9 protein-coding genes and 2 pseudogenes are annotated in these 13,575 nt (G+C 55.6%); 7 read left to right on the forward strand and 4 right to left on the reverse strand.

The window, feature by feature from the left end:
- Positions 1 to 131: 131 nt before the first annotated feature.
- The 7 genes and pseudogenes from IVB48_RS05685 to IVB48_RS05715 all read left to right on the forward strand — a co-directional run.
- Positions 132 to 1,223: a glycosyltransferase gene (locus tag IVB48_RS05685; RefSeq protein WP_247398266.1), complete on the forward strand. Its 1,092-nt coding sequence runs from the start codon at positions 132 to 134 to the stop codon at positions 1,221 to 1,223.
- 233 nt (positions 1,224 to 1,456) lie between these two features.
- Positions 1,457 to 2,536: a class I SAM-dependent methyltransferase gene (locus IVB48_RS05690; RefSeq protein WP_247398268.1), complete on the forward strand. Its 1,080-nt coding sequence runs from the start codon at positions 1,457 to 1,459 to the stop codon at positions 2,534 to 2,536.
- Positions 2,537 to 2,856: 320 nt separating this feature from the next.
- Positions 2,857 to 3,012: pseudogene (locus tag IVB48_RS05695) on the forward strand (transposase); the annotation flags it as partial.
- A gap of 228 nt (positions 3,013 to 3,240) precedes the next feature.
- A complete protein-coding gene (tnpB, locus tag IVB48_RS05700; protein WP_247398271.1) occupies positions 3,241 to 3,588 on the forward strand; it encodes an IS66 family insertion sequence element accessory protein TnpB in 348 nt (115 codons plus the stop codon).
- 69 nt (positions 3,589 to 3,657) lie between these two features.
- Positions 3,658 to 5,309 (forward strand): IS66 family transposase gene (locus IVB48_RS05705; RefSeq protein ID WP_247398275.1). Its coding sequence is split into 2 segments (ribosomal slippage): positions 3,658 to 4,225 and positions 4,225 to 5,309, totalling 1,653 coding nucleotides; the frame shifts between segments, so codons are not numbered across the junction.
- Positions 5,306 to 5,545: a hypothetical protein gene (locus IVB48_RS05710; RefSeq protein ID WP_247398280.1), complete on the forward strand. Its 240-nt coding sequence runs from the start codon at positions 5,306 to 5,308 to the stop codon at positions 5,543 to 5,545. Before IVB48_RS05705 ends, IVB48_RS05710 begins: the two co-directional genes overlap by 4 nt.
- Before the next feature lie 330 nt (positions 5,546 to 5,875).
- Positions 5,876 to 6,917 (forward strand): annotated as a pseudogene (locus tag IVB48_RS05715) (IS5/IS1182 family transposase); the annotation flags it as partial.
- A gap of 246 nt (positions 6,918 to 7,163) precedes the next feature.
- Here IVB48_RS05715 and IVB48_RS05720 read toward each other — a convergent pair.
- From IVB48_RS05720 to IVB48_RS05735, 4 genes are all read right to left on the reverse strand, one after another.
- Positions 7,164 to 8,165, reverse strand: coding sequence for a glycosyltransferase (locus tag IVB48_RS05720; protein ID WP_247398283.1), 1,002 nt, complete (start codon positions 8,163 to 8,165; stop codon positions 7,164 to 7,166).
- A 210-nt stretch (positions 8,166 to 8,375) separates the two neighbouring features.
- Positions 8,376 to 10,655 (reverse strand): polysaccharide biosynthesis tyrosine autokinase, encoded by a 2,280-nt coding sequence (locus IVB48_RS05725; protein WP_247398286.1) that lies wholly within the window; start codon positions 10,653 to 10,655, stop codon positions 8,376 to 8,378.
- 354 nt (positions 10,656 to 11,009) lie between these two features.
- Positions 11,010 to 11,345: a hypothetical protein gene (locus IVB48_RS05730; protein ID WP_247398288.1), complete on the reverse strand. Its 336-nt coding sequence runs from the start codon at positions 11,343 to 11,345 to the stop codon at positions 11,010 to 11,012.
- An 18-nt stretch (positions 11,346 to 11,363) separates the two neighbouring features.
- Positions 11,364 to 13,505 carry a glycosyltransferase gene (locus IVB48_RS05735; protein ID WP_247398291.1) on the reverse strand — a complete coding sequence of 714 codons (2,142 nt, stop codon included), beginning with the start codon at positions 13,503 to 13,505 and terminating at the stop codon, positions 11,364 to 11,366.
- Between the last annotated feature and the right edge of the window lie 70 nt (positions 13,506 to 13,575).

The raw sequence follows: 13,575 nt of genomic DNA on the forward strand, positions 1-13,575 counted from the left end.
TACTTGAGATCGCCAGGCAGCCATGCGACGATCATACCGGGAGAAAAATGCAGGTTGCCTAAATCGGCTTGCTCGCGTTGGCTCCAAGCTAAGGACGAAGCCCCCCCAGACATCCAATCCGAGTTTCTGCTATGGCACTAAGCGTTTCAATAGCGATGGCAACCTACAATGGGAGCAAATTCATAGCGGAACAACTTGGCAGCCTGGCCAATCAGACTATCCCCCCGTCCGAGGTGATCATCTGCGATGATCTTTCGACAGACGATACGCTGCAGACGGTCGCCAAATTGAGAGAAAGTTTGCCGTTTGTCGTACACGTCCACGTCAATCAAGAAAGATTGGGACACGCCGCAAACTTTATGAAGGCAGTGTCTTTATGCACATCCGATGTTATATGCACCTGCGATCAGGACGATATTTGGTTCCCGACGAAAATCGAGCGCGCGCTAACCGTTCTCGAAGACCCAGATGTGATGCTTGTTCATCACAATGCGATTGTTGTCCGTGATGGCGCCGAACTCGGAAACCTCCACTTGCAACCGTTTCCTGCGCGCACTGAACGACTAAAATGGAGTCCTTGGTGGAACGCCTATGGCTTCACGCTTTCTTTCAGACGCTCTATCACGCGCTTCTCTCACTTATGGTTGCAAACAATAGACGCGCACCTTGATGAAAAACGGATGATCAACCCAAGAGTTGAGTGCCATGATCATTGGCTTTCATTTATATCTTCGGTAGTAGGGGCCATAGTTTACATCCACGAACCGTTGGCCTTTTATCGGCAACACGGCAGCAACGCGGCGGGCTGGGGCGGGAAAATCACGCTTCTCCGTAAAGTTGGTCACATGCTGGAGCGCAGAGGCACAATTTACGCTCACTGTCATAGAGCAGCGGCCATCCGAACGAAGTTGCTAACTGACGCCTCATCTATTGCCACGAGCGATATCGAACGTGAGCAGCTTATTGAGGCTGCCGATCATTATGCCAACCTTGCGGAATTATATAACCTAAGGGCAGAGTGTCACTTAGGGAGCAGTATTTTTCATCGGGCTTCGTCTTTCTTCAAATTAGTTGCCATGGCAGGATACCGTTACACTGGATGGTGGACTTTTCATCCAAAAGGTCTCGTCAAGGATTTGGTCTTGGGGGTGGTGTGGGGAAAGGTGATGCGAAGATTTGGGCGAACACCGGCCGGAAGCGACCCAACCTGCTCTGCAGTATGAGTCTCGTAACGCTTCGTTATGAAGATTTTCGAACCAAGCCAGCCATCAAAACGGCAAATAAATGACGTTGTTTCTCTGATAATCAAACGCGTGCCTCACGCTCTAAGCGACATATAAACCTTAGTAGACGCTAAATACATGAGCAGAAAATACTGCAGAACAGACAATCGCTTGATGACGTGCCTTGCCGAAGAAGTTGGCGACAGCCAATACCGATGGGAAGGATCGACTTCATGGTCGAACTATTTTTGCAGCCCTGCGCGCCAGTCGTTGCGGGTAAGGAACGGGGAGCGAGCTCATGCGGGGCCTCCCAAATCTTATTAGCGAGGAAAGTTTGTATGCAGGCGCCCATTGAAGCTTGTCTCGCATGCGGTCACGATCACTTTGAAGAACCAATGACGCTGCGTGAAATGATGTTCGGATTTCGGGAAGAATTTAAATATCACGTTTGCAGCTCGTGTCGCACCATTCAAGCCTGCTTCGACATAGGCCCCGACCTCGCTAAGTATTACCCCGTAAACTACTATTCTTTCAATTCTCAAACCATTAGCGACAGCGCATTGAAACTTTTTCTTGTTCGCAGGCGGTCACAGTTGTTTTTCGCAGGTGGATTGTTCGCCGAATTAGCTAGGCGAGTCAAAGACGATGCATTCCTAAGAGAGATGATCGACATCGGCGTAACGCCCAAAATTAGGATTCTTGACGTAGGATGCGGTGATGGCTCGCGACTCAAGGAGCTTGCGCGAAGAGGCCTCAAAAATCTTGTCGGCATCGACCCATTTATCAAGAATGATATTTTGCTGCCGAACATTACCGTAAAGAAGGGCGATCTTACATCCGTGAGAGGTAAATTCGATCTGATAATGTTCAATCACTCACTGGAGCATATACCAGATCCAGTTGAGGCGATGAGGCATGTCAAAACTATCCTAGCGGATGATGGACAGTGTGTGGTCCGCATTCCGACATGTAGCTCTGATGCTTACGAGCGATATGGAAAAGATTGGGTCCAACTCGATCCACCCAGACACTACTTCATTCCATCACTGGATGGAATGAAACGACTGGGTCAGAGATCTGGTCTTAGGCAAACCAATGTGATCTTTGACGGTCGCGGGTGGACTTATCTAGCGAGCGAACAATATAAGCGAGATGTTCCGCTTTTTGGCCCAACGTCGCAGCACGACAATCCATCCGTAAAGCTATTTACTCAGGCTGAGATTGCAAATTTCGAAAACTTATCGCTAGCGGCAAATAAAACCTCTCGGGGCGATCAAGCTGCTTTCGTTTTCCGTCACTCCAATGACAGCTAGGTGGCTAACGACTGCACAAAGTGCTCCAAGGCGATGCCTAAAAAGGTGCGATGCCAATTTCGGCTCCTACCCCCTCAGGAACCGGATGAACGTGAGCGCGTAGGAGACCCCACGTCGCGCGGATTGTTTGAAGAGCAGAGAATCTCCTGGTGATTTGTCCAAGGAGACTCCTGTGAACAAACCTATGTCGGATAGCAGAAGCTTCGAAATTCTCACAGCGAGCCCTGTTTGGCGTATCCCTCCGGCGGCGGCCGCCTTGTTTAGTTTGGGAGGCGGCCCGAGGATTTGACCTTAAGTCTAGCTTTAAGGTCACGTGGCGAATGCAGGTCAATGTGTTGGGCGCCGAACGTCGGCGGCGATGGAGTTACGGCGAGAAGGTCCGCCTTGTCGAAGAGACCTTGCAGGCTGGTGAGACAGTCTGCGGCGTCGCGCGCCGCCACGGGATGGCTCACAGCCTGCTGTTAACGTGGCGTCGACAAACGCGCCAGGTCGGCTGGGCGGAGATTCCGTGCCAGCTCTCGTTCCCGTCGAGATCACGCCGGTGGCGTCTCCGATCTCGAGTGACGCAACCGGCCTCTTCCCCGCCGGCGCAGCGCGCAAGGACTGGAATCATCGAGATCGAGTTTGGCGGCGGCTGTCGCGTGCGCGTTGACCGGGACGTAGACCGAGACGCTGCAGCGGGTTCTTGAAGTTTTGAGACGACGATGATCCCGATCCCAAGCGGCGTCAGGGTCTGGATCGCCACTGGCCACACCGACATGCGTCGCGGCATGCAAAGCTTGGCTCTCACGGTTCAGGAGAGTTTGAAGCGCGATCCTCATGCCGGCGATCTCTACATCTTCCGGGGCCGCCGCGGTGATCTGGCGAAGATTCTTTGGCATGACGGGTTGGGCATGTCGCTCTATGCCAAGCGCCTGGACCGTGGCAAGTTCATCTGGCCCTCGGCGTCGGACGGTGGGGTGTCGATCTCGGCGGCCCAGATGGCTTACATGCTAGAAGGCATCGACTGGCGGAATCCGCAACCGAGCTGGCGGCCACAAAGCGCGGGCTGAGCGCCGAATCTGTAGCTTCTTGCATTTTGGGGAATCCCATCGCGTCTAATCTGTGATTCACTGCGTCGCATGCATGCTGATCGCGACGCTGTTCCGGATGAGGTTGCCGCCCTGAAGAAGGCGCTGGCAGTCGAGCGCGCGAAGGCTTTGGAGATCGCCGCCATGCTCGCGGTCGCCCGCGCGAAAGCGTCGGAAGACGAGGCGCTGATTGCCCAGCAGAAGCGGCAGATCGCCAAGCTGAAACATCAGATCTACGGACAACGGTCGGAGCGCTCGGCGCGGCTGATCGAGCAGTTGGCGCTGACGTTCGAAGAGCTGGAAGCTGACGCTGCCGAGGACGAGCTGGCGGCGGAATGGGCCGTGGCCAGGTCGACCACGGTGCGGGGATTTACACGCAAGCGCGCCGAGCGCCAGACCTTCCCCGAGCACCTTCCCCGGGAGCGGGTAGTGATCGACGGACCTACGGCTTGTGAATGCTGCGGCAGCAATCGTCTTCGCAAGCTCGGCGAGGACGTGACCCGCACGCTAGAAGTGGTGCCGCGCCAGTGGAAGGTGATCGAGACGGTCCGCGAGAAGTTCTCCTGCCGCGACTGCGAGAAGATCAGCCAGGCGCCAGTGCCGTTCCATGCCGTTGCTCGGGGTGGGCTGGTCCGAGCCTCTTGGCCATGATTATGTTTGAGAAGTTCGGCCAGCATCAGCCGCTTAACCGCCAGGCGGAGCGCTACGCTCTGGAAGGCGTGCCGATCGCACTGTCGACCATGGCAGATGCCGTTGGGGCGGTCTGTGCCTCGCTGGATCCTCTGCTGCGCTTGGTGGAAGCCCACGTCATGGCGGCCGAGCGCCTTCATGCTGACGATACGACGATACCGGTCCTGGCCAAGGGCAAGACCGACACCGGACGGTGCTGGATCTACATCCGCGACGATCGGCCATTTGGGGGCACGGACCCGCCGGCGGCGATGTTCTACTACTCGCGCGACCGCAAGGGCGAGCATCCCCAAGCGCATCTGGCCCGGTATGCCGGCATCCTGCAGGCCGACGCCTATGACGGGTACAACCAGCTCTATCTGCCGGGACGCCAGGCCGGGCCAATCCGGGAGGCTGCCTGCTGGTCGCATGGACGGCGCCCGTTCTTCGCGATGGCCGACATCGAAGAGAATGCCCGGCGCAGGGCCACCGGCAAAAAGGAAATCCCGCTCTCGCCGATCGCGATCGAGGTCGTGCGGCGGATCGATGCGCTGTTCGAGATCGAACAGTCCATCAACGGCAAGAGTGCCGAGGAGCGCCTTCGGGTTCGGCAGACGCTGAGCCGGCCTCTGGTCGAGGACCTCCAGGTCTATATGCGGGAGCAGCTTGCCAAGCTGTCTCGGGGGCACGACCTGGCTAAGGCGTTGAACTATATCCTGAAGCGCTGGGCGAGCTTCACCCTATTCCTCGAGGACGGCCGCGTGTGTCTCTCCAACAATGCCGCCGAACGGGGCTTGCGAGGCATCGCTCTCGGGCGGAAGTCCTGGCTGTTCTGCGGATCTGATCGCGGAGGGCGGCGCGCCGCAGCTATGTACAGCCTGATCGTCACAGCCAAAATGAACGGCATCGATCCGCAGGCGTGGCTCACGAATGTCCTCGCCCGCATCGCCGCTCATCCGGCTCATCGGCTGGACGAACTTCTGCCCTGGAATTGGACGTCAGCGTCTGCGCTCTCCGCTCGAGCGGCGGCATGACCACCCAGGTCAACAAGGTCCATCACGTCACCACCATCACCAAGGTCGCCAAAGACCTCGGCGAAGACGAAGATTGGCTGTGGGACATCGCCAACGAGATGGAGATCGAGGATGGCGTCATCTGGGTCTATGGCGTCGGAGAAGACGGCGTTCAGGCGTTCATCGACTTCGGCATCGACAACCTGATCGAGCTCATCAAGTTCTATAAAGAGAACCCTGGACTACTCAGGCGGTAGCCCTGCGGCCTACGCCGAATGGATACTGTTCGGCTGTCGTGCAGTCCGGCGGTCCGGCGCGCAGTGACCGGTCATGGTCTGATTAGGAGAAGTCCAAGGATCCTCGGAGGGACGTTGGGTTGCCGGCGTGAACGTGTCGGCGATTGCGCGGTCGAATGGGCGGATCCGTCGCAGATTTTGGCGTGGCGTCGCAAGGCGATGGGTTTGGGAGTGGCTGCGCCACTGGGCGGATCGCCGACCCAGCCGGTCAAGTCACGCGCGTTGAATCGATGCGGAGCGACACGGTTGTCGTCCGTGAAGGGCGGCTAAGCGAAATGAGCGGGAACCGCGTTCCAGCACGAGCGCTCGGACCTGAGCCACTGGCGCAGGCGGCTCGGCGACAAGCTGTTGCTCGCCGAGAGCCTTGCGGGTGGCGCACGAGGCCCGCGCGTTACGCAGCCAAGACCTCAAGCGGGTCTCGGTCGATACCACGATACCACCATACCACCGTGCAGCCGAAGGTGATCACCTTCCCGAGCGACGCCAAGCTGCTGCAAGTGGCGATCAAGAGGGCTCAACCGCCTGGCGAGGAAGCACGGGGTCAAGCTGCGGCAGTCCGATCTTCGCATTGGCAAAACCGCGGCAATGATGGCGGGATACTCCGCCCATGCCAAGCAATTCAAGGGCATCAGCACAGGTTGCGCATCCTGCGCAGCCGGCTGGGCCGGATCATCCGCGATATCCGCCGCAAGATCGAAGGTCAGGCTGTGCTCGAGAACGCGTTCGCCCTTTCGCTCAGACGGGCCTCGCAGATCCGCGCGCAGCAGCAGCGCCAGCGCGGCTGGAAGCGCTATTCCTCCCATGCCCCGGAGGTGGAGTGCGTCGGCCAGGGCAAAGCAGCCGCGCCTTACGAGTTCGATGCGAAAGCCTCTATCGTCACCAACAACCGCCGGGCTCCCGGTGGCCTGTTCGTGCTGCACGCCAAGGCGCCACCCGCTAACCCGTACGACGGTCACATCCTGCGGGAGCCATCGACCGCACCGAGACACTCACCGGCTGCGGGATCAAGCGGGCCTATGTCGACAAGGGCGCACAAACTCCCCGTCGCGTCTTCATCTCTCGCCAGAAGCGCGGCGTCTCCGATGTCATCAAACGCGAGCCGCGCCGCCGCTCCGCCATCGAACCCATCATCGGACACCTGAAAGTCGATGGTCACCCCGGCCGCAGCCACCTCAAAGTGTGCCGGCGAGCGGCCAACGTTACCCCTCCGCCGTCGGCTATAACTTCCGCCACATTCTCGCCTGGCTCTTGGCTCAGGAACCTCTTGGGCTTCGCCTTGATCGTCCTTTGGCGCGCCTTCGCAACCCCCCTCGCCCTCAATTCCGCTTGTTAACGGACGACACGGTAGAAATCGTTATCGGCGATGTGGTGGTGGGCGCCGGCGGGGACGTCGAACCTGATCGGCTTGCCGCCGTGATCCGGGCGGTTCGCGAGGCATGATCTCGGCTGCGGTGCAGGTGTATGTGGCGGGCATGCCGGTGGACTGGATGAACTCGCAGAGGCATCTCTCAAGGAGGCCGCAGGCGTTCGATCTCACCTTATTGATCACCCGATACTCTATCCAGGTCCTCTCGGACATCTAAAAAGCATCGCGAACACCAAGCTTGCCGCTCCACCCCTCTCGGATCGCCCGACTGAGCAGACTCAACCGCGCTCCGAAAGAGCGCATGGAGTGCCCCGCCGTGAAAGACCAAAAGAATAGAACTGTCAGAGCAACTATCATGTTAGCGACGTAGATCATCCGCGAGGAACATAGACGTTTTTCCAAGAACGTCTGATTGCGCACGCTGTAATAAACTCGCAGCGGCGGCGCGCTCGGGCTAAAAATAGAACGAGCTCCCGGGTCCTTCACACTCCAAGATTGATCAAGGTCCTCGAGTTCGCTCGTTGCGCAAAGATAGATTCGTCCCTGTGTATTTGTGATGCGATAGGTAAATTCATAATCATCTAAGTAAACAAAGAAGTCCGGGTTTGGTAGGCCAACTTGCTCGACCCAGTGCCGCGATAGCAGCAGTCCGCCGTACGGGGCACAATCAATCTCGACACAGGGAAATCGTACACGAGTGTTTTTAGAACGCGAGCGGAACTGGTTCAAGAGCTTGCGGGGTATGTTCCGGACATGAAGCCCTTGGAATGAATTTGGTATAATTCCCTCGAACCGCCCTTCGGTCGCGGCGATAACATACTGGTATCGATCACCGCGATAAGATTGAAGAAGGACGCTGGGATCCTCTCCCATCATTGAATAGGCAGACAGCAATCGATCGAGGGCACCTGGTCGGGGTCGATTGTCATCATCAAGCAACCAGAGCAAGCGAGCGCCTGTCTGCATCCCTGCCTGAAGGCCTGCTCCAAATCCACCCGCCGACCCAGCATTTTGGTTTAATCGGACTACCTTTACCTTCGGAGCCCAGCCGCTTTCATCTACAAGTTCAGAGATTGGCTCTGCCGAACCGTTATCAACGACGATTATCTTGCTAATTTTCTCGTGGTGGCTGACCAACTCATGGAGTACCTGTCGCAGCAGATGCCACCGTCGACCATAAGTTACCGTGACTACGCAAACATCTGGTTCAATCAATTGCTGTCCGTCCTTGGCTCATGCTTGATCGAAATCCCAGACGAACCGTCTCCGACTCCGAGGATATGCGTTGAAGAGGATTGGCTTCACTCGTCAGCCACCTCGGTGCCAGGTTGAATCGCCCCCTATAGGCACACGAAGTTTTCGTAGTGCGAGATTGGAATTGTGGCTCATTCTTGAACTGCCTAGGCGAGTACCGCTCCACGACGCTTAATCCTCGAACCCATAGCGTTCATAATAGCTGGTCTTGTAGTTATCTTGCGCATTGCGCGAATAGTTGCGCATCACTTCTAGATCCGCCTTGTTCAGAACAACCCCCATAAGATTGTCATAAACCAGGGGCGCCGATGACAACGCGCGTTCCACGGATTCGACGCTGGTCTGTCCCCATTCGATGACAAAGAGATAGGAATCGACGATCTGATTGGTGGAGCGGACGTCGACCACGGGCGTCAGAGGCGGTAGATCGATCAGAATATAATCATAGACCTCGCGCAGTGCATCGATGAGCTTTTTCATGCCAACGGAGGCCAATATCTCATTTGTGTGTGACAGGCGCGTTTTCGCAACCATGGGCAGGAAAGCGAGTGAAGTCGAAGGGTCGGTCCAGATGACGTCTGTCAGCAATCTTTTTCCCGAGACAACGTCCAGCAAGCCAAGTTCTGCGCCGGGCGCAAGCGCCCGGGTGAGAGATGGGTTCCGGAGATCGCAATCTAGCAATATCGCCTTTCCGCCGGCATGAGCGATCAACCGAGCTAGGTTCGCGGAGACCGTGGATTTTCCCTCATTCGGATGTGTTGACGTAATACCGATGGACTTGGTCAGCTTGGAAAGAGCAAATAGATCGATGCTGACCTTGATCGTGCGAAACGCCTCTGCAAATCGCGAGAAAGGCGCGCCAAGCACGCTAAACAACGCACCACCTTGTCCAATTTGCCTCGAACTATCCTGACCTGGCTTACGGGCAGCGCCAAGCGTCTCGGCCGCAAGCTTAATTTGGGGAACAACCGCCAAACAGCTCGTCCGCAATTCCTCTTCGACCTGCTCGCTTGTTCGAAATCCACTTTCCGAAATGTCGATCAGCAGAGCGACACCGAAGGCAAGCATCAATCCGCTCGCCGAGGCCAACATCATCACCATCAAGGAATTGGGCTGACTCTTCGCTCGCGGTGGGACGGCGTGGCTGATCACACGCGCTTCCGTATAGGGAAAGGATTGCTGCTGAAGCGACTCCATGTACTTTTGCACAAATGTGTCATGAATGGCCCGAAAGGTTTGGGCCTTGCTATCCAGACTCTTCAGTGAAATCTGGGCCTGATTGGTGTTTTGGCTTTGCGCGACCGTTTCCGCGAGGCTCTTTTGGACACTCTGCTCGCGCGCCAGCGCGATTTGATAGTCGCTCTTGAAGGTTTCTTCGATCCGTCTCAGCTCGTCGAAAATTGACTTGCGCATCTCGTACATTTGATTGCGGAGATTCACCACCACTAGATGGTCGCGGCCAAGCCGGGCCGAATAGATCGCCTCCTGATTCGCAGTATCCAGGAATTGGCTCCGGAGCTTGCTGATGACATCACTGCGAAGAGAATCTGCAACCGCCGGATCTGGCGACTTTATGACGTTGTCGATATTGGCAAGCCCATTCTTGGTGATTTCGCTGATGCGATCGAGGCGTGCTTTCGCTTCGGCCGTTGCTGTGCGCGCTATAACAATCTGGCTGTTCAACTCGGCAAGCTGCTGTTCACCGATCAGGCGCCCCCCCGTGTCAACGATGTTGTTCGCCTTCTTGAAATCCAACACAGCTTTCTCTGCGGCCGACGCCTCCTGCTGCAACTCTTGGATTCGTTCCTGCAACCAGACTCCCGCCCTTCGCGTGACCTGGTATTTGGCCTCAAGCTGATCATTGACGTAGGCATCCGCCGTTGCATTCGCTATCTGCGCAGCCCGTTGCGGACTGAGTGAGCTAAATCCAATGTCAACGACGTAGGTTCCTGGTACCCGCTTCGGCAAAATCCCGGCCCGAAAGACGCCTTGTGCCCTCTGTTCGAGATCAGCTTCTGAGGGAGGAGCAGTATTCGCCAGAAAGCTCAAAATGGATCCAAGAATGCCTGGCTTTGAGGCCCCAAACTCCGGGTCGTTGGTCAGGTGAAGCTGTTTGACCACGGCGGCGGCAATAGCTTCCGACTTCAGCACTTCGATCTGGCTATCAACGCCGGACGCGTCAATCGTGGAATCGCCCACCACCGATTGCTGCTGGAAAAGCTGGGTCTTCCGGGTGTCGATCAGAATCGACGACTGAGCGAGGAACTTCGGCGCTGCGACATAAAGATAAATGCCGCCACAAAGCACGCAGACAGAGAATATCAGCGCGATAGTCCCGAAACGCCTTCGGGCCAAGCTCGAGAGCGACGCCAGAAGGTCGCGCGGCGAGATCGCCGTTGTAGCCGCGGCACTGAATCTCGCTACCGGCTCGGGGTTACGAATCTGCAGCATGAGCTTTTTGGCCTCTCGATCCAGTTATATCGCAACCGGGTAATATCTGTGCCATCAAGTTCCCTTTGGATCTTCGTCTCAAACGCTTCGTTCTCTCTCGCCTCGTGCGACCTAATTCGGACCGTATAGTTCAAGAGGCATAGTACGCAAAAGACGTGCCACCCCGGAGTAACGGCTTCTGATTCAATAGCTTGCACGGTCCACTATGGCCAGTGATGATCGCAAGTTCCCAATCATCCGAATCGAGGTGAAAACTGGCGCCAAAGGGCACCCCAGCACCATTTTTCCCTTCAGCGAGGGTCGCCATGAGGGATCTACCGGCCAACCACCTTGAATTGGCCAGTAATGACGGTCCTAAAATTGCTCCTTCACCGCGTAACGGAACATCTGCATGGCGGGAAAGACGCCGATGACCTGTTCCTTACGTGATTTGCCAAGCACTTCCACATCCGTGCAATGATCCGTTCCGTAATAGCAGACCTTCGCCTTGATCCGGTCAACGCAGTGATTGTCGAGGACCACCGAGTGATTGAGGATCTTTGGGTTCGAAGCTAACGGACGCGACAGTCCCCTCGTCTCTAGGCAGGCCTTTCCGGCAAAATCCCGATGCTGCGGGCTAAAGCTGTCGCTCCCAACAAATCCCTGCGCCCTCAGAACCTCTGAACAAAACACTGCGACGAGCAGCACCACAGGGCAGGTCCAACGCATTTATATGCCCTCGCGACTGTGCTTTGCCGTCAGATAGCCGATAAGCGTGCCTGTTGCCCATACCAGCCTCGAAAGCCCGTAGACGAACCGCAATCGAGCAGCGGCCCAAACGGCACTGATGATAGAGCGCCCGATGCGATAGCAGCAGTACATAAAACCATATTCTTGCTTTTTTAAGACGTAGCCAAAGCCCAGGGAGTACATCCACGCTCGCTTCAACTCTTTGCGTGCTCCAGCGTTCTGGACCTGGTCATGACCAATCTTCAAGTAATTGACATACACCGGGCGGGCTTTGTTTTTCATCAGCCTCAATATGAAATCCGTTTCCTCTCCCGATTGGTAGCGGCTCGGTGCCCCCACGCCAATTTTTTCGTCAAATGCGCCGGTCGATGGAATCGCGTCTTTGCTGACAAACAAGGTGTTCGAATTGCCTGAAATCCAAATATTGCTGCGGGTTACAGTTCCGCTTTCCATCCTTAAAGGGTTAAGCGACGGCTGGTCGAATTCATCCACAGTCCTGCCCAGCAAAATATCAATTGTTGGGTTCTGGCAGAAAAACGACACGACTTGCATCAGCGTATCGGGAAAGTACCAGCAATCGTCGTCGGGAAAGCCGACAATACCGCCCGTTGCAGCGAGAAGCCCGGCGTTACGAGCGATAGAAAGACCTGGATCTGACCTGACGTGCCTGAGCACTAATCCACTGCACTCGGTTTTCAAGATCTCATCCAGATAGCCAGGAGGATTTTGGTCGACGAGAACCACTTCGAACGCTTTGAAGGTTTGATCGGCAAGCGATCTAATCAGTCTCGTAAGCTGTCTTTTTCTATTCCCTAATGTGCATAATATCAGCGAAATGGTGACAGCCGGTGCGTTTGCGGTTGACAGCTCGTTACGCAGGTCCGCACTTCTTGTTTCACGCAAATCCGGAAGAAAACAATCCGGATAGTGGTGCGGACAAAGTAACCGCTGCGCGAGTTCTCGCCACTCCAAGGGTTTGGCCGCAGGCACAAACTCACATTTCAGGGCGGCGCCGATAGCGCGTTCGATGCTTGTTTTGTCGGCTGGTATATATCCGAAACGGTTCCGGGAGTTCCCGACCGCGAAGGCGGGGCAAACAGCAGGAATTCCGAAATACTCGTATTGTTTAAGCTTGAGGCTGGAAGTCGCCAAGTAGCTCGCGTCTTCGACGGCACGATAAGGAGCGATGCCAAACGAGGCATACTCTATGTATCGCAGAGTGTCCTTGAACGCCATTTCATCGTAGAAGGTAACGTTTGGCGGCGCTTCGAAATCCCCTCCACATCCGATCACGTGGAACTGAATATCAGGAAAGCGAGTTGCAGCCGTTTCAAAAAACGATCGGTCGAACAACATCGACCCAACCGAAACCGCATTGATCGACGCGCTGTAAGGATTAGGCCCGTTATCCTTGAACTCGTCGGCGTCAATTCCCAACGGCACGCAAAACGTCTTTTCCCTTGCCCATGCGAACTCGCTCGCCATGTCGGCTGAGAGCAGACAGATCCAATCAAATTTTTCCGCATTTTTCTCCAGTTCGGATTGAAGGGTATTGGACGCGCCAATCGTGCTTAGTTTATCAGAGGCCCGATAGATGATTCTCGCTTGGGGATTCAGCCGCCTTGCTCTTTCTGAGAACAGGATGCCCTGACCTGACTCAATTACGATAAAGTCGGCACCGCGAAGTTGGTCATCCAAAAACCTGCTCTTCCGTCGTTTGTGAAAGAAATAATGGGGTCGAAGCAATGATTCAAAAAGCTTGTTTTTTGACTGAAAGGGGTGAACGACGGTAAACCAAAGATAACACAATACGCCATTTACTAGCTCCGGCCTGTTTGATCGTCGCAACAGGAAATTTCTTGAATCGCCTTTTATCAAGCTGAGTAAGCTAAATCTCAACGAGATAAACGTTACTGCATACCCCATTTTGGCCATAGCAGATGCCAGCGATTGGATGCTGCCGCGCTTCAGCATACGGAAATCATGGACGGCAGAGAGGAAGACAACCTTCTTCTTGGAGTCCAGACAAGCGCTTGGAGTCAACTGTCGCGCAGACGCCATGTTCGGGCTTGCGTTCGAGCTATCGATTGTCCTCTCGTTACGATCCATGGCATCGATCAATCTTGTCGCGAGACGCGAAATCAGTGTTCGCGTTGAAAACATCATGCATGGAGCCCTGCAAAGCAATGAA

It is taken from the genome of Bradyrhizobium sp. 76 (assembly GCF_023073025.1).
Taxonomy (GTDB): Bacteria; Pseudomonadota; Alphaproteobacteria; order Rhizobiales; family Xanthobacteraceae; genus Bradyrhizobium.